The organism is Vibrio sp. Y42_MX_L11 (assembly GCF_024181785.1).
In the GTDB taxonomy this organism is placed as follows: domain Bacteria; phylum Pseudomonadota; class Gammaproteobacteria; order Enterobacterales; family Vibrionaceae; genus Vibrio; species Vibrio diabolicus.
Map to the genome: position 1 here is coordinate 124,372 of NZ_JAMZAP010000001.1, position 17,914 is coordinate 142,285.

Annotated in this window: 16 protein-coding genes; 9 read left to right on the forward strand and 7 right to left on the reverse strand. The window is 45.0% G+C overall.

What is annotated here, in order from left to right:
• Positions 1–14: 14 nt before the first annotated feature.
• Complete coding sequence (pspA, locus tag NL643_RS00510) at positions 15–686, reverse strand: phage shock protein PspA (protein WP_005393294.1); 672 nt, start codon at positions 684–686, stop codon at positions 15–17.
• A gap of 232 nt (positions 687–918) precedes the next feature.
• Here pspA and pspF point away from each other — a divergent pair, with 232 nt between their 5' ends.
• From pspF to NL643_RS00540, 6 genes are all read left to right on the forward strand, one after another.
• Positions 919–1,929, forward strand: a complete 1,011-nt coding sequence (gene pspF, locus NL643_RS00515) for a phage shock protein operon transcriptional activator (protein ID WP_005393296.1) — start codon at positions 919–921, stop codon at positions 1,927–1,929.
• Between the two features lie 205 nt (positions 1,930–2,134).
• A complete protein-coding gene (sapA, locus tag NL643_RS00520; protein ID WP_005393298.1) occupies positions 2,135–3,754 on the forward strand; it encodes an ABC transporter substrate-binding protein SapA in 1,620 nt (539 codons plus the stop codon).
• Positions 3,754–4,716 (forward strand): ABC transporter permease subunit, encoded by a 963-nt coding sequence (locus tag NL643_RS00525; protein ID WP_237308453.1) that lies wholly within the window; start codon positions 3,754–3,756, stop codon positions 4,714–4,716. Before sapA ends, NL643_RS00525 begins: the two co-directional genes overlap by 1 nt.
• Positions 4,703–5,590, forward strand: coding sequence for an ABC transporter permease subunit (locus NL643_RS00530; protein ID WP_005378123.1), 888 nt, complete (start codon positions 4,703–4,705; stop codon positions 5,588–5,590). The genes NL643_RS00525 and NL643_RS00530 overlap by 14 nt, the downstream gene beginning before the upstream one ends.
• Positions 5,590–6,585, forward strand: a complete 996-nt coding sequence (locus NL643_RS00535; RefSeq protein ID WP_005378126.1) for an oligopeptide/dipeptide ABC transporter ATP-binding protein — start codon at positions 5,590–5,592, stop codon at positions 6,583–6,585. The genes NL643_RS00530 and NL643_RS00535 overlap by 1 nt, the downstream gene beginning before the upstream one ends.
• Positions 6,582–7,373, forward strand: coding sequence for an ABC transporter ATP-binding protein (locus NL643_RS00540; protein ID WP_006742848.1), 792 nt, complete (start codon positions 6,582–6,584; stop codon positions 7,371–7,373). Before NL643_RS00535 ends, NL643_RS00540 begins: the two co-directional genes overlap by 4 nt.
• A gap of 82 nt (positions 7,374–7,455) precedes the next feature.
• Here the strand turns inward: NL643_RS00540 and NL643_RS00545 are convergent, their stop codons facing one another.
• Together NL643_RS00545 and NL643_RS00550 are read right to left on the reverse strand one after the other, a co-directional pair.
• Complete coding sequence (locus NL643_RS00545; RefSeq protein ID WP_005378129.1) at positions 7,456–7,845, reverse strand: DUF2750 domain-containing protein; 390 nt, start codon at positions 7,843–7,845, stop codon at positions 7,456–7,458.
• 75 nt (positions 7,846–7,920) lie between these two features.
• Positions 7,921–8,826, reverse strand: a complete 906-nt coding sequence (locus NL643_RS00550) for a manganese-dependent inorganic pyrophosphatase (RefSeq protein WP_005393312.1) — start codon at positions 8,824–8,826, stop codon at positions 7,921–7,923.
• Positions 8,827–9,012: 186 nt separating this feature from the next.
• On the opposite strand from NL643_RS00550, the gene NL643_RS00555 reads away from it, so the two are divergent.
• On the forward strand, positions 9,013–10,227 hold the full coding sequence (locus NL643_RS00555; protein ID WP_253643729.1) for a putative manganese transporter: 1,215 nt from the start codon (positions 9,013–9,015) through the stop codon (positions 10,225–10,227).
• Positions 10,228–10,303: 76 nt separating this feature from the next.
• Here the strand turns inward: NL643_RS00555 and NL643_RS00560 are convergent, their stop codons facing one another.
• The 4 genes from NL643_RS00560 to torE form a co-directional block, all read right to left on the reverse strand.
• Positions 10,304–12,043 (reverse strand): glycoside hydrolase family 36 protein, encoded by a 1,740-nt coding sequence (locus tag NL643_RS00560; protein ID WP_253643730.1) that lies wholly within the window; start codon positions 12,041–12,043, stop codon positions 10,304–10,306.
• A gap of 199 nt (positions 12,044–12,242) precedes the next feature.
• Positions 12,243–14,705, reverse strand: a complete 2,463-nt coding sequence (torA, locus tag NL643_RS00565) for a trimethylamine-N-oxide reductase TorA (RefSeq protein ID WP_065645350.1) — start codon at positions 14,703–14,705, stop codon at positions 12,243–12,245.
• 25 nt (positions 14,706–14,730) lie between these two features.
• Positions 14,731–15,915: a pentaheme c-type cytochrome TorC gene (gene torC, locus NL643_RS00570; protein ID WP_031780338.1), complete on the reverse strand. Its 1,185-nt coding sequence runs from the start codon at positions 15,913–15,915 to the stop codon at positions 14,731–14,733.
• 50 nt (positions 15,916–15,965) lie between these two features.
• Entirely contained in the window at positions 15,966–16,145 is a 180-nt protein-coding gene (gene torE, locus NL643_RS00575; protein ID WP_005378141.1) for a trimethylamine N-oxide reductase system protein TorE, read from the reverse strand.
• 462 nt (positions 16,146–16,607) lie between these two features.
• On the opposite strand from torE, the gene NL643_RS00580 reads away from it, so the two are divergent.
• Together NL643_RS00580 and NL643_RS22740 are read left to right on the forward strand one after the other, a co-directional pair.
• On the forward strand, positions 16,608–17,420 hold the full coding sequence (locus NL643_RS00580) for an ABC transporter permease (RefSeq protein WP_065645351.1): 813 nt from the start codon (positions 16,608–16,610) through the stop codon (positions 17,418–17,420).
• A 366-nt stretch (positions 17,421–17,786) separates the two neighbouring features.
• Positions 17,787–17,912 carry a hypothetical protein gene (locus NL643_RS22740; RefSeq protein WP_254903806.1) on the forward strand — a complete coding sequence of 42 codons (126 nt, stop codon included), beginning with the start codon at positions 17,787–17,789 and terminating at the stop codon, positions 17,910–17,912.
• Positions 17,913–17,914: the final 2 nt, after the last annotated feature.

The following is a 17,914-nucleotide window of genomic DNA, read 5'->3' on the forward strand; positions in this document are numbered from 1 at the left end:
AAATGGCTCCTTTGTTATTTATCTTTCGATGACATCTGTTCTTTCAGTTTTGCCAACTCTTTTTCGATTTCGTCTTGAGCTTGAAGCTCTGCAAACTCTTGCTCTAGCGATTTTGCATTACCAGTTTGTGCGTACAAATCTGCTTCCGCTTCCATTTCATCCACTTTACGCGAGTACTGCTCAAACTTTGCCATCGCTTCATTAGTACGGCTAGTGTGCAGGTGTTTTTGCACATCACGACGGTTAGAGGCTGTTTGGTTACGAATTGCTAGTGCTTGCTGTTTTGCACGCGTTTCTGCAATTTTGCTTTCTAACTTACCGATCTCGCCTGTAAGCTTGTCGATCGTTTCTTCTACTAACGTCTGCTCAGTGTGAAGACCTTTTATCACTTGCTCAAGCTTTTGCTTTTCAATTAACGCTGCACGAGCCAAATCTTCACGCTGTTTTACCAACGCTAGGCTCGCTTTTTGGCTCCATTCGCCAATTTGCTCTTCTAACGTTTCAACTTTACGAGCCAACTCTTTTTTGTCTGCAATCGCTTTAGCCGAGTTAGTACGCACTTCAACAAGTGTGTCTTCCATTTCTTGAATGATAAGACGGATCATTTTTTCAGGATCTTCCGCCTTGTCCAGCAATGCACTGATGTTTGAGTTAACGATATCTGCAAATCGAGAAAAAATACCCATAACGGAACTCCTCTTTTTTCCTATTAAAACTCGACAAGGTGGTGATTGACCTTGCGTCTCCCTGAATACATTACAAGTAGCATGCCAACTTAAAATTACATTTAAAATCAGCAGTTTATGCATTTTGTTGTCGTTATGTACTATTATGCTATGATGTTTTTCACCAACTGTTGGTGAAATTCACCAACTCCATATGTAAATCATGGCTCGGCTGTTAAATAAGAAGGACTTTATGAAGCAAAACCTGATTGGTGAATCACCTGCTTTTCTCGCCGTACTAGATAAAGTATCACAACTTGCGCCTATTGAGCGTCCAGTCCTCATTATCGGTGAACGAGGAACGGGTAAAGAACTCATCGCTCAGCGTTTGCATTATTTATCAAGACGTTGGGATAAGCCACTACTATCACTCAACTGTGCGACCTTAAGCGAAGGACTAATAGATTCAGAGCTATTTGGTCATGAATCCGGTTCTTTTACAGGTTCTAAGGGCAAGCATAAAGGACGTTTCGAACGCGCCGAAGGCGGCACTTTGTTTCTTGACGAACTGGCCACCGCACCACTTTTAGTTCAAGAAAAGCTGTTGCGTGTCATCGAATATGGTGAATATGAACGAGTTGGCGGTCATACCGCTCTCAATGCGGATGTTCGACTTGTTTGTGCAACCAATGCGGACTTACCAAAATTGGCGGAACAAGGCGATTTCCGTGCCGACTTACTCGATCGTTTAGCGTTTGATGTCATCATGCTGCCTCCTCTTCGTGAACGAAAAGAAGACATCCTCTCTTTAGCAGAGCACTACGCGATGAAGATGTGTCGTGAACTTCAACTGGAATATTTTGTCGGTTTTACCTCAAAAGCACAGCATTCGCTTCTTGAATATGAATGGCCAGGTAATGTCCGTGAACTAAAAAACGTGATTGAACGTGCTATTTACCAACATGGTCTCAGTGCCGATCCAATTGATGAACTGATTTTCAATCCTTTTGAAACAGTTTGGAATAACACGCTTGGTCATAACGCCGAGCAAGCCGAACAGCAGCAAGAAGAGGAAGCACCAAGCAGCGCAGTTCAATTCCCTCTAGACTATAAACAGTGGCAAGAAGAGCAAGACATCCACTTACTCAATCGCGCATTGGAAGAAGCCAAGTTTAATCAACGACAAGCAGCCGAGCTACTTGGTTTGAGCTACCACCAATTACGAGGGATGGTTAGAAAATATGGTTTAGTCGGGCAAAGCTAGCTTGGTCGAAGGTGCTTGATCGGTTAGCGAGCGAGTGACAGCGCTCTAATTTGTATGTCTTTCAAGCATAACACCTTACAGTGTATGGATTTTATGTTTGGAGCGAGTTCACAAAGGTGATAAATTAGCGAGATCATTTTCGCTTGTTAGCTCTGAAAGAGTAAGATCAAATGAAACAAGCAAGATCCAATGAACATTTCATATTATGAATGCTTTTATAAGATTATCGCTGAGCCTTATTGGGATTAGCCTACTGACCGCTTGTGGTGATGAAATTGACCACAATGACATTCGCAAAGCTGGCTTTGTGTTTTGCGGACAAGGTAAGCCAACCACGTTTAACCCTCAGCTTATTGATAGCGGTATTACCGCAGAGGCACTGAGCCCGCAGTTGTACGATACGCTGCTCACGCTCGATCCTAAATCACATCAGCCAGTAGCAAATATCGCTGAGAGTTGGTCTGTGAATGAGTCAGGAACGGAATACACGTTTAAGCTTAAACGTAATGTTCAATTCCAAACCACGTCCTGGTTCACTCCCACTCGACCATTGAATGCCAAAGATGTGGTATTTAGCTTCAAGCGAATCATTGATGTAGACCATCCTTTTCACCAAGTTGGTGGTGGTTTTTATCCATGGTTTGCAGGGTTAGATTTTCAAAACCTGTTGCAAGACGTGACTGCGATTGACGAGCATACGGTAAGGTTTACCTTATCTCAGCCAAATTTTTCCTTCTTGGCAAATATTGCCACCAGCCATGCTGTCATATTGTCTGCGGAGTACGGACAGCAACTGGCAGCAAAAGATCATAAAGAAGAAATCGACCAACTTCCTATCGGTACCGGCCCATATCAACTAAAAGAGTACCAAGTGAACGACTTGATTCGATTAGAGCGTCATTCTAATTACTGGAAGTCACCAGCAAAAATGGAACAAGTGGTGTTCGATATCTCTCACAGAGGCACTGGTACCTTGGCGAAACTTTTAAGAAACGAGTGTGATGTGCTCTCTTCGCCTATTTCAAGCCAAATACCCGTTATTCAAGAAAATGACAATCTTGAGTTAACTGCTACGCCAGCCAACAACGTATCCTTTATTGCGATCAACACTGAAACGACGGCACTGAGTGATGCTCGCGTCCGCCAAGCACTTAACTTAGCGATTAACCGTCAGAACATTTTAGATTCGGTTTACTACGGAACTGGCTCGCAAGCTTATACATTGCTACCGCCTAATTCATGGGCCTATCAAAAGGACAGCGTAAAAATTCGTTATGACCGTAACTACGCATTAGCACTACTCCGTGATGCTGGCTATGAAGACGGTCTAGAGCTGACCATGTGGGTACCACTTGAACCACGCGCCTTTAACCCAAGTCCTCGCAAGACCGCGGAGCTAATCCAAGCGAATTTTGCCGATATTGGGGTTGAGTTAACGTTGCTAACCGATGATAGATTCGAACGTGTGGATTTAGAGAACATCAACGACATCGATTTACTTTTAACTGGTTGGATTGGTGATACCGGGGACCCTGACAACTTTTTTCGCCCGTTATTATCTTGTGAGTCTGATCGCGTTGGCCTCAACGTATCGATGTGGTGTAACGATGATTTCGATTTCTTGCTCGATTTGGCATTGGAAACCCAAGAACCGCGTTACCGTCTGAACTTATATCGCCAAGCGCAGAACATTTTAAATCAAGAATTCCCGGTAATTCCTCTGGCACATGGTGTGCAATTCCGTGTTCACGACAAATCACTGACAGGCTTCAAATCAAGCCCTTTCAATGCCCAACCGTTTGATAGAGTTGAGAGAATTCACTGATGTTTTGGTATACCGTTCGACGCTTTAACCTATTTTTCATCACTTTGATGATCCTCACGTTAGTGGGCTTTTCTCTGCTTCGCCTCGACCCGCTCTCGCACTGGGCAAACGTTGATTTTTGGTCTGGCTGGCAAACTTACTTAATCAACCTTTCTAAGCTTGATTTTGGCATAAGTAAAAATGGTAATGCGATTTATGACGAACTCGCCGTTGTATTCCCTGCCACTTTGGAACTGTGCTTTTTTGCCTTTTTGGTGTCCCTTTTGATCGGCATTCCACTTGGAACCGTGGCTGGGATGAAGCAAGGTAAATGGCTCGACACCAGCATTTCATTCATGTCGATGTCTGGTTATTCCGCTCCAATTTTTTGGGTTGCTTTGTTACTTATCATGGTTTTTTCATTGGAATACCAACTCTTTCCCGTGGCAGGACGGTATGACCTACTTTACGAAATTGATCATGTAACCGGATTTGCCATTATCGACGCTTTCATGGCGAAAGGTGAATACCGCGCTCACGCACTGCAAAGCGTCATTGAGCATATGGTGCTGCCATGTTTGGTGCTCGCTTTGGCTCCAACCACGCAGGTTGTCGGACTAATGCGTTCTTCGGTGGCGGAAGTGATGAGCCAAAACTACATTCGTGCAGCGAGAATCAAAGGTCTCTCTAACCGCGAGATCGTTACTCAACATGTGCTGCGTAATGCAATACCGCCTATCATCCCCAAAGTCGGTGTTCAACTTTCCAGTATGATTACCTTGGCTATCATCACTGAATCTATTTTTAACTGGCCAGGTATTGGTCGTTGGTTGTTAGATGCATTGGCAAACCAAGATTATGCATCAATCCAAGCTGGCGTGATGGTACTTGCGACTTTGGTTCTCACCGCTAATATTCTCTCTGATTTGATTGGCGCGATGATTAACCCTCTAGTTCGAAAGGAATGGTATGCTAACAAATAACGTTTATCAGGAAGAACGCATTCCAACTCAGTTTGAGCGATTTTGGCGAAGTTACCGCGCCAACGGGCTAGCCATGTTTGGCCTATGGTGCTTGGTATTTATCGTCCTAATTACCATTTTTGCGCCACTGCTTGCGCCGTTTGATGCCCAAGCACAGTCAGGCGAATTGCTTGTGCCGCCATCATGGGCCCCAGCTGGAACGGTTGATTACTTTTTGGGAACCGATGACTTAGGCCGAGACATTCTGTCACGCTTGATCATGGGCTCTCAACTTACATTTGGTGCAGCCGTTGCCATCACTGCGATTGCCGCGGTCGTAGGTTGTTTGATTGGCGTATTAGCAGGTATGACGAAAGGCTTACTCTCAAGTACTCTCAATCACTTGCTCGATACTGTCATGTCGATTCCCTCGTTGTTATTAGCGATCATTTTTGTGGCATTTCTAGGTTTTGGTGGGTTCAACATTTTACTCGCGATCTGCTTGGCATTGATTCCGCGTTTTATTCGTTCTGTTTATATCGCAGTCCACACCGAAGTTGAAAAAGACTACATCATGGCAGCACGTCTTGATGGCGCGAACGATTTCTACTTGTTGTGGAGTTCAATTCTTCCCAACATATTGACGGTTATTGCTGCTGAAATCACGCTCGCGCTCTCTGCTGCGATTTTAGATATTACTGCGCTGGGCTTTCTTGGCTTAGGCGCACAAGCACCAAGTACTGAGTGGGGAGCAATATTAGGTGACTCTGTCGAGTTGATTTATATTGCACCTTGGACCGTAACCCTACCCGGCCTAACCATCATGTTTACCGTTATTACCCTAAACTTAGTAGGTGAAGGTGTACGTCAAGCGCTTAATGCGGGGATCGAATAATGCCGTTGTTAGATATTCGACATTTGACTATTGAGATTGAAACCCCTCAAGGGTTGGTCAAAGCCGTGGACCGAATGAGCCTAACTTTGAATGAAGGTGAGATTCGTGGTCTTGTAGGTGAGTCTGGTTCAGGGAAAAGCTTAGTTGCAAAAGCAATTGTCGGGGTAAGTAAAGATAACTGGCGCATTACCGCGGACCGTATGCGCCTTGGCAATATTGACTTGCTTCAGCTTACGCCAAAAGAGCGTCGACGTGTCATTGCTCGTGATATTGCGATGATCTTCCAAGAGCCATCAACCTGTCTTGATCCTTCAGAAGAAGTGGGACGTCAATTGATCGAGTCCATCCCATCTCGCGCGTTTGAAGGGAAATGGTGGGAGCGATTTAAATGGCGTAAAAAACAGGCCATCGCGCTTTTGCACAAAGTGGGGATTAAAGACCATAAACGCTTAATGGGTAGCTATCCTTATGAACTGACCGATGGTGAGTGTCAAAAAGTCATGATTGCCATGGCGATAGCGACCAAACCAAAGTTGCTGATCGCAGATGAACCAACCAACGACTTAGACCCGATTACCCAGTCGCAAATATTGCGTTTATTGAGCCGTATGAACCAGCTCAATAACACGACCATTCTGCTTATCGGTCACGACTTAGCGACCATCACACAATGGGCGGGCCGCATTACGGTAATGTATTGTGGTCAGTCGGTAGAGTCTGCCGATACCAGTAAAATCATTGCGGCACCCAAGCACCCGTATACAGATGCCTTGCTTAAAGCGATGCCAGACTTTAATGATTGGGTACCACACAAGCAAAAACTCCAATCCCTACCGGGATCGATTCCGCCATTGCAGCATCTGCCCATCGGTTGTCGACTCGGTCCACGTTGCCCGTATGCGCAGAAACAATGTGTTGAAATTCCACACACCAGACGAATTAAGAATCATAAATTTAACTGCCACTTTCCATTGAACACGGAGAAAAAGTCATGAGTGCGTTACTTGAAGTCGATAATTTATCGAAGCAGTTTGTTACGCGCTCCCGACTATTTAAACGTCAGGTTAATGAGGCTGTCAAACCGGTGAGCTTTACGTTAGAGCCGGGGCAAACTATCGGTTTTATTGGCCAAAACGGTTCAGGAAAATCCACTCTTGCCCGCATGCTTGCAGGCGTTGTAGAGCCAAGCTCCGGAGAGATCCGTGTGAATGGCGAACGTTTGGAGCACAAAGATTACGCGACACGCTGCAAGCTCATTCGCATGATTTTCCAAGATCCAAACACATCGCTCAACCCGCGTATCCAGATTGGCCGTATTTTGGAAGGTCCGTTAAAGCGAAACACCAACATGCCGCCAGATGCACGCATGCAGCGTGTGAAGAACACCCTACTCCGCGTCGGATTGTTGCCTGAGCACGCCTATTTTTACCCACAAATGCTAGCGGCAGGTCAAAAACAGCGTGTGTGTTTAGCTCGTGCGCTTATTCTTCAACCTTCCATCATTGTCGCTGACGAGGCGTTAAACGGTTTGGATATGGCCATGCGCTCACAGATCATTAACTTATTCCTCGAGTTACAAGAAGAGATGGGATTGTCATTTGTGTATGTATCTCAACACATTGGCATTGTTAAGCACATCACTGACAAAGTGATGGTGATGCATGAAGGTGAAGTGGTCGAGTTTGGCGAAACTAACCAGGTACTCACTAGCCCAGAACATCCGATCACTCAACGCCTAGTCGAAAGCCACTTCTATAAGGCGCCAAGCCACCAAACAAAATAGCCTATCAAGGATGTCATCGTGCAAATGTAAAGAAGCCTGCGTTAAAGCAGGCTTCTTTATTGTATGGGTACTAATCAAAAAACTAACGGCGGCTCGCTTGTTTGCGCAGTTCAAAATCAAACTCGTCAGGAAACAATACGACCCCTTCTTCATTTTGATTTGGGAATACAACAATCGATAGCTCGTCATCCTCTAGACCAGAGGTCCAACGACTGTGCCACTTGTTTAGAGAGATCGCTTCTGGCTCGCAATCTTCCCAATCACCATTCGCCCATTGCAAAGCAAACTCTTCGTTTGGCCATACTGGTACACAATCATCATCTTCTGTATTTAACATGACACAGCCATGTTCATCTTTCAGAATCCAAACTTTACGATTCGCCACAATCTCTTTTACGCAGTACTTTAAGCGTTGCTCTTCGTTGTAGCGATTGATGGTATCCATCTGCTCTTGGGTGAGTTGCTCAGACATATTCGTCTCCTGTTTCCCATAGAAAAATGCCCGCAGCTAAGCGGGCATTTACAGTATATGCTGGTAATAATGAAATTACGCTAGCTCAGTTTGAAGCCAAGGCCAACCTTGCTTCTTACGGCTTAGCGTGTTTTCCATCATTAGCATGCCGTCTTTTTCGTGCTTAACAAGCTTCTCAGCCCACTCACCTTTGTATAGAAGACGAGTTTGAGCAGTCGTGATGTCTGTTAGCATTACAGCAGCAAATGCAAGGTTATCTTTTTCGCAACGCGCTTCTAGATCCGCTTCTAGTGCTTCGATCATACCGTCAACTTGCTCTAGTGTTGCAAGCTCAACCTGACCTACTACTACGTCACGACCGTTGAATGGGTAACCTTTAAGGTCTTTCTCAACAAGCTCAGCCGCAGATAGACCTTCGATGTTTGTCTTAGCAATGAGAAGATCTTTAGTGAATGCGTCAACATCTTGTACGTCTGCGATTACCGCTAGCTCAGCAACGGCATCTTTGTCTTTTTGTGTACAAGTTGGAGAAGCGAAGCCTACTGTGTCAGATAGAATTGCTGACATCATTAGCTTAGCGATTTGTGGAGTAATCGCGTGACCTTCAATCTTGAACATGTTGAATAGAACAGTGTTGGTACAACCAACAGGCCAGATCCATGCTTCCATTGGGTTTACTGTCATCACGTCACCTAGGCGGTGGTGGTCAACAATACCCGCAATTTCAGCTTCTGCGATATCGTCTGGTGCTTGTGCTAGATCTGAGTAATCTACTAGCCAAACGGTCTCACCCGCGACTGATGTGCGAAGCTCAGGAACTTCAGCGCCAGCAACTTCTAGGATGTGCTGAGTTTCACGGTTGATTTCGCCTTGGCGAATTGGCATAGCTTCAACGCCACGCGCTTTTAGAAGTTCAGTTGCAACGAGTGCACTACAAATACTGTCACTGTCTGGGTTCTTATGACCTACAACTAGAATCATGTTTCTTCCTATTCAAGTCAATTTTATACGCCGCCTAATACAGTTAATTAGGGCGTGTTTGCTCACAAAGGCCGATACTTTACCTGATTTCAGAGAGTTTGACACGAAGAAAAGTTCACAATGCTATTGCGAATAAATCTCATTTACATATAATGATAATTATTCCTATTTGCATTTGAGTAAACGATGAACGCGACCCAATTTTTACACTCTGCACAACAGTTGTTTCAGCCTACTCAGTTTCGTTTAGCTTATAAGCGATTGCTGATCCCTATCGTCATGCTCATTTTGCTAGGCAATGAAAATACACGTGACGTTGCCGTACAGACGCTATCCGACTCATTCTGGGCGGTGTCATGCTATGTTGCTGCCACATTGGCTATTTATCATTATCTTTCAAACTTTATGTCGAAAACCAATCGAATTACCGAGCTCTACCATCGCTCGCGTAATCATCAGGTTTTCTTTGCTTCTTTATTGGGTGCTTTGCCTGGCTGTGGTGGCGCTATTGTTGTGACAACGCAATTTATTAGTGGCCGAGTGGGATTTGGTGCGATTGTCGCGGTACTTACTTCAACAATGGGTGACGCTGCCTTTTTACTTCTTGCCGCCAAACCAAGTGTTGGATTAGGCGTGGTTGGATTAGGCATAATCGTGGGTACTCTTTCAGGGCTGGTCGTTAATGCTTTTCATGCTGATAACTTTCTGCGCCCAGAGCCAAAAGAAGCACTTCAGACACATGCTTGTTGCCAACACCAGACAGACCGACACACGCCTCTTGAACAACGTGCAATCAATCTACAAGGCGCATTTTGGAAATGGCTTATTGTACCTGCTAGTGTCGTTGCTGTGTTAATGTCTTTCCAACTAGATATTAATCAGTTGCTATCTTTGAAAGCCAACACCATTGAATGGCTGGGCGCTATCTTTGCAGTGATCACAATGTCATTATGGGCGATGACAAAAGAACTTGGCGATTATCAGTCAACGGTCTCTGAAGATGAAAAAATCGTGGACTCACACCCGATTCAAAAAGCAGCACAAGATACGAATTTCGTCAGTGCTTGGGTGATCGTTGCTTTTCTGGCGTTTGAGCTGACAACCTATTTTTCTGGACTCGACCTTGTAGAAACCTTTTCTCATTGGGGAATTTGGATGCCATTAGCTGGCCTAGCCATTGGTATGTTGCCTGGTTGCGGACCGCAAATTTTAGTCACTAGCCTATACATTTCTGGTGCAGCGCCACTTTCTGCGCAACTGGCCAATGCGATTTCTAACGATGGTGACGCCCTATTCCCCGCCATTGCAATGGCACCGAAAGCTGCATTGGTCGCGACTATTTACTCGTCCATTCCTGCGTTTATTGTTGGATACGGGTATTACTTTTTATTCGAGTTCTAACGCTCAGAGCATCAAACGAGAAAGGAGCCGCAATAGGCTCCTTTCTTGATCTTGGTATTGGGCGATTTACTTCACGTTATGCTGTAACGATCGCTTTCGCATTGAGCCCTTTATCCACGCTCACCATTAACAACTGGCAAGGTTCTTGGTTTAGCTTTTCCCCTGTCCAGTAATCATACCAGTCCACCGGTTGATCAGACGTCAGCGTAAATTCCATCGCTCCGTAACTCGCATAATTAAACAAACAATGGAGGTCATTCTTCGTCGTTAGTTTTAAAAACGCGTGATTTAAACTCAAAGCGGTAAACTTTGCTGACTCTTGGTTACGTTGTTGACGTAGCATGAGCTTAGCCAATGTCTTCTTTGCAAATGGCGTAATCTCAGGGAGCGGATCGCCAGACAGCAGCAAACCACCACACGCCAATAACACCGTGCGATGAAATTCATACTCTTCTCTGGATGCGGCTTGATTAGCTAATGACGTGAATGTCGCGCAATCCGGGTCAATTTGCCACAGTTTTCGATGCTGCCAACTACGGTAAAAGGTTTCTTTGGCTATCTGCTCGAAACGACGACTATGGCGTTCTACGTCATCAGAAACACGCATTGCATCCACAAGCCCTAGAGATGGCCACATTGGCGCGTTGCAACCTAAAAGCCACGCATCACCAGCGCCTTTAGCAATCGCTTCCATTCCTAAGCGATACGCCTCAACGCCTGTAATACCAGATTGTTTACGCACACCTTTCAAGGTGCCCCAATAGTTCGCGTCTAGCTTGAACAATTCAACGCCCCACTCTTGTCTCATGACAGAGACCACATTCGTCAGATGGTCTTGTACTTCTGGATTTGAGGTATCGAGTATGTACCAAGGTGTGCAGCGCCAACCACCGTATGTGACATCTTCTGCTTTAAGTAAGCTTCCATCTTTGTGACGAACAAACCACTCTGGGTGTTGTTTGAAGATCTCCGACTCAGGTTGAGCAATAAAGGGGGCCATCCAAATTGCCGGCTTTTTGCCTTTTGCACGGATACTATGAATGAGCTCTTTCACGCCACCAGAAAATTTATCCGATGGGGTTAACCAATCGCCCATAAAGGCTTGATAGCCATCATCCAGAAGTACCCACTCTAGGTCTTCGAGCTTATCTTGCATGCAATCAACGTTCTGCATGATGTTTTGCTCTGTCACGTCTGCGTAGTAGGCATACCACGAACACCAACCGACAGGCGCATCTTGTGTCACACCTTGGCGAACAGGATGATGCTCTGCAATCATCTCTCCATAGATTTGATAAAGCTCAGACAGAGATTGGCCGCAGAGTACCGCCACGGATTCAAGTTGATTACTTTCCCAATCCGCCACTTGAGTAAACTCACCATCAATCGCGGCCGATAAAACCCAATGTCCATCACGCAGTACAACATCAAAATAGCCCGCAAAACGGTGACATGAAGTAAAGCCAAACAAGGTATAGCCAGCCGAGCCTTCCACCACTAAATAGTTGTAGTAACGCTTAGGGGCATCTTTGGGATAGATTCGATAAGAAGGGTTATTGTCTGGACAGCGACCAATATCAACGGGATAGCTAACCGTTCCCGCTGTTTGCGCCAGCATTTGGAAGCCATCGCCAATCACATTGGCCTCGTGCTCGTATAAAAACGGCATCTCGAACAACACTTCACGGTCGGTAAACGTTTTATTGTGAAGCCCAGCAAAAGAAAAATGTAATTGATTACCCTCAACTTCAACTTGGAGGTCGTTGTTATTCACAGTGATCTCAATGTGATTTGCCAATTGAATGCTCTGAGCCATAAAGAGTCTACTCACTTAATTATTATTGTTTAGCTTGGTTCATTATCCCCTGCTTGTCCCACCCAATTCGTTATCAACGTCACGAATCCTACTGTCGTTTAGCGTCACAAATTTATTATTGAGATAACGCTCACTGAAATTTTGGTTAAAAAAATACCAGCCCGAAGGCTGGTATTTCGATTTATGCAAATTGCACTAATTAAGCAACTTCGATTGGACCACCGAATGAAGTCACTGGCGGTACTTTGCCTGTGAACTTCTCGAAGTCTACGATACATGTGTTCGCAGAAGTAGCTTGAGCAAGCTCAGAAGAGCCGATGTCCTGCGTTAGCGTATTAGGGTCACCGTAAGTACAGATTGCGCCTTCTTTCTCGTTTAGAGGACCGTACCATGCACCTTCTTCGATACGGATAACGCCACGTGGGTAACTGTCAGTTAGAACAGCGCCAGCTAGTAGCTGACCGCGGCCGTTGAATACGCGTACCAAGTCACCGTCTTTGATGCCTTTTGCTTTTGCATCGATTGGGTTGATGTAAACAGGCTCACGACCTTGCACCGCGTATGTCGCGCGGAACTCTTCAGACTCACACATTTGAGAGTGCAGACGCTTGTCTGGGTGACAAGACTGCAACCAGAATGGGTATTTGTCTGAACCAGGGCCACCGTGTGAACGCTCTGATTTTTCGAACCACATTGGGTGCTCTTGACAGTGTTCGTAACCGTAACGGCCGATCTTACGTGATGTAATCTCGATGAAGCCAGACGGTGTACCTAGAGGGTTAAGCTCAGGGTCTTTACGGAAGTCCGCGTGACGAACCCAAGGTTTACCTTCACCGAAGTCTAGTACGCTCTTCTCCCAGAACTCATTGAATTCTGGCATTTCGAACTTACCTTCGTTCGCTTTCTTACAATCGTTGTATAGGCTTTCGATCCACTCCATCTCGCTCATACCACGAGTGTATTCTTCGCGGCGACCAAAACGCTGAGTTAGTTCACTCATGATTTGGAAGTCAGGCTTAGATTGGAACAATGGATCGACGAGACGATGCATTGCAATCAGACCTTTGTTCGAGTATGAACCGTATACGTCGATGTCGTTACGTTCCCATTGCGTACACGCAGGTAGAACGATATCCGAGAAACGACATGTTGCAGTCCAAGCAAACTCGATCGTTACAACCGTTTGAAGTTTGCGGAACGCTTTCTTCATACGGTTACGATCTTGATGGTGGTGCCATGGGTTACAACCCGAGATCACCATCATCTTGAAGTCTGGCAGTTTCACTTTACCGCCGTTGTAGTTGATCTCTTTGCCTGGCTCAAGCAGACAGTCGATCCAACGTGCAACTGGGATAGTACGGCTGTAACCGTTAAAGTCGTTGTTGTCCCACTTCGGCTTCATACCTTGGTCAAGGTTGCGAGGGAAACCACCAGGGCCCGCGAAACCAGTTGAAGGTACACCGATACTTGAGTAGTGGTGACCGTAAGAGATACCACCGCCAGGTAAACCGATTTGACCAACCATTGCAGCAACCACAGCCGCTGCCCAGTATGGCTGCTCACCGTGCTCTTGACGCTGGATACACCAACCCATCAGGATCTGTGTACGACCACTTACTAGCATACGCGCGAATTCGCGAATCTTGTCCGCTTTCACGCCGCAGATAGCCGCAGCCCACTCTGGTGTTTTCTCTACTTTATCTTTTGTCTTACCTTGAACGTATTGAATAAACTCTTCAAAGCCTAGACAGTAAGTATCAATGAACTTCTTATCGTACAAGTCTTCGTTGTACAGCACGTGCGCCACAGCAAGCATGAACGCTACGTCTGTCAGCGGGTTAATGTACAAGTGATCGTTCTCTAAGTAGCGCTGAGTCTTGTTCTTCACTGGGTCTACAGATAGAACGTTGATCTCACCTTTCGCTACTTTTTCTTTTAGTTGTGCCAGGTACTTAAACGACTCATGCGTTTCACAGTTCCAACCTACTTGAAGGTTTTTCACTGGGTCGTTAGCCCAAAGAACGATGTTGTCAGAGTTCTCTAGGATTTCAGACCAAGACGTACCTTGTGCGTAAACTTCGGTTGAACCAAGTACGTAAGGCATGATGGTTTGACCTGCACCCGTCGAGTAGTCACCTACTTTCGTGATAAAGTTGCCGTGCATACCCACTGCACGTTGCATGTGCGCGGTACAGTTGTTGAATGAACCTGTTTGGTTCCAACCTGTTTGACCTGCGTGTAGCGCCCATGGACCGTAGTCTTTTTGAATACGTTCTAGTTCGCGGTAGAACAAATCTAGCGCTTCATCCCAAGTCACGCGGATGAAACGGTTGTTACCGCGAGTATCGGCGCTGTATTTGTGTTTCTTCAACCAATCTAGACGAACCATTGGGTAACGTACACGTGAAGGGCTGTAAATAATGCCCTTGATGCCGTTTAGCATTTCAGTTGGGTTTTTGTCTAGCTCTAGCGGTTTGATCTCTTGAACTTTACCCGCGTAGATGTGGGCGCGAAACGCGCCCCAGTGAGAACCTGTTACTTTCCAAGTACCTGTCGTCTCAACAGCATTGGCAGAGGCTGACGCCAATAAGCTAGGACCAATAACTGACGCTGCACTTGTGGTTGCTACACCTTTAAGAAAACTTCTTCGTGTAATAGCCATTTAAATTACTCCAATCCGACGCTTATTAGTGGTGACCTTCAGCATAATCTGAAGAGTGTTTCTGTAGATACTTCAAGATCAGGGCTTCACTGTCTGTATCTAGGTTAACGAACGCCAACATACCGTCGAACATACCTGGCCAGGTGTTCGCATCGAAGTGCGCTTCCGCAGGTTGCGTGTGACATACTGAACAGTTGGTTTTGTACGCTTCACGAGATTTTTCCCAAACAGGATTGATGTCGTTCAGCATAGACTCTTTCTTAAGCCATACTTTCGCCGCCACTTTTTCCCATGGAAGACCCGTTAGCTCATCCACTTTTTTCTCACCAGTCGTCACAATGTTGCTATCTGTCGCTGCTTCTTTCATCAGAGACGCAGTCGCAATGTTCTTACCGAAGTCTTCTTGAATTACGCGACCAAAGCCTTTCGCTTTACGCCAGCCATCGATTTCGATTTCAACAAACTCGCCTTTGTCTTCAAGAACTTTAACGGTCGATGCTGGGTTAAGAAGACCGGCTTCTTTAGTGCCTTGTGCATCAAAGTAAATAGGTAGGTGACGAACACTCACTAGTTGCTGACCTACTGAGTAATCTGTATTTGAAGTCATACCTTCTAGGTCACCCACGATACCGCCGATGCTGTCCATACCTGCTGGCAGGTTATGCGCGATACCTTTATGACAGTCAACACAGCTTTGATCTTTCTCTGCTGCTTGCTTCATTTGGATACGAGCGGTTGGAGACATTTGCTCGAAATCCATCGATTCGTAGTTGTGACAGTTCTTACACTCTAAAGATTTGTTTGCCGAGAAACGATCCCATTCGTGTTTCGCAAGTTCGATACGACGCTCTTCGAACACACCCGGTTCGTCGTAGTTGCCAAATACTTGTGCAAATACTTCTTTAGAAGCTTGCATCTTACGAGCAATTTTGTCTGTCCAGTTATGAGGAACGTGACAGTCAGGGCAAGTAGCACGAACACCTGAATGGTTTTTCCAGTGAACCGTTTCTTGCAGCTCAACGTACACGTTGTCACGCATTGTGTGACAACTAATACAGAATTCTTCTGTGTTGGTTGCTTCTAGAGCGGTGTTAAAGCCACCCCAAAAGATAACACCAGCAATGAAGCCGCCCATAGTCAGCACACCTAGGCTGATATGTACAGCTGGGCGCGTCATGGTACGCCACAGTTTAATGATTAATGATTTCATTATTTGCTCTCTTAAAATCTTTTCAAAAGTGTGGTTATGAGCTCACAGGCTTACATGCCGTGCGCGCCTGGAGGTCCAAAGAAGAACACTTGCAACATCCAAACGATGAACCCGTAACCGCCGACAAAAGCCACACTCAGAATTGGGAAGAGAACAACTGCAATGAAGAGGAACGACTTCCACTCCAGGGAGCGTTTTTCACCACTCTCAATTTTATTAACATCACTCATACATTTGCCTATTTTGTATCTAGTGTTATTGAAAAGCCCGCGTAACCAAGCTTAAGTTTTTTACAATCTCTAATGGAAAATGTTAGACCATACTAATAGTAAGGTTCAATCAAATAAGAGCTCTCAGGCCTTGTAATTCAACACTTTTTTGAGCTCATCCAGAGATGTGATTGATTGATGTTATTTATTAAAAAACATGAACAGATGTGACAAAATAAGTCTTTTAACTAATTGTTAAAACAATAACATTTACCAAACATAAGTTACATTTGGATAGTAATTAACGGGTCATAAATTGGCTTAAAAACCCGTCAAAAGATAATCAATTGTAAATAAAATGATGCAAAATAATGACAGGAATAGCGCTAAAGGTTTACGTTGAGAACATCAAAAAATGCACATTGATGTTCATATAAAGGAGGAGCTTAGTTACAATTATTCGCGGATTTTCGAGGAGCGATTATGGATAGCGTGGTGGATATAAGTTGGACCAAACTGGCATTGTTTGGTCTGATTTTGTTGGTTCCCTTCTTTATTAATGCCCGCTACAAATTAGGGATTGCGAAAGACACGATCATCAGTGTTATTCGTATGACACTTCAGCTCATATTGATTGGCGTGTATTTAGAATATCTTTTTCAATTAAACAGCTTACTGGTCAATATACTTTGGCTTGCCATCATGTTACTGATTGGTGCAAGCTCAATTGCAGGAAAAGCTCGCCTGCCTAAAAAGCCACTTATGCTTCCTCTTCTTACAGGCTTAACCTGTGGCCTAATTCCACTTCTTATAGCGATTACCGCAGGCCTAGTACAGCCATCCCCTATTTACAACGCCCAGTACATGATCCCACTTGCGGGCATGCTATTGGGTAACAGCTTAAGTAGTAACATCATCGCACTGCAGAATTTATTTACGGCTTTTGAACAGAGACAATCAGAATACGAGGCTGCTATCTCACTTGGTGCCTCTCCTCGTTATGCATCATTCCCCTTCATTCAAGAGGCCCTTAGAAAGTCACTTGCTCCAACTTTAGCCTCTATGGCCACTACAGGGCTGGTTACCTTGCCAGGCATGATGACTGGTCAAATTCTAGGTGGCGCAAGCCCGATGGTTGCAATTAAATATCAGTTGGTGATTATGCTGGCTATTTTCGTCATGTTGAGTACCTCCGTCGCTATTACGCTGGAGATGACACTGAGCTGGGTACAAACGAAAGAAGGCCGGATCAAAATAAAAATCCAACAACCAGAACCTACCAAAACTCATAGATAGTTTAAGCGTGTGAACAAAGCCAGTGGAAGGGCTTGTATTATCAAGTCAAACGCACTTTTAACTGAATAACTCATCCATTCTTTAAACATTCATCAAGACGCTTTCTGGAGAAAAGTCAGACAGAATTCTCTCGAGTATAAGCCTCTAATTTTATGAAATTTTCTTTGCAAGTTTAGATACGCACGGCCTTTGAGACAGGTTATCCACAGAAAATGTGGATAAACACCCTAAACCCATACGCAACCAGAAACATAGCAACATAAGTGATCAATCTAATCGTCATGCTTTGATCACTTGCCTGACATATTCTAATTTTAGAGTAAAGATAGTGACCACAAACTTGGAGAGACGTACATGGATGTCTTAATGATCAAAGAAAATTACGATGAACTCCTATCCGATGCACCTCTGGACTGGCTCGTTCAAGAACCAAAGGAAGTGACTTCTCATTGGCTCCCAACCGATTTTGGCATCAATGAAGAGCTGATTTAACT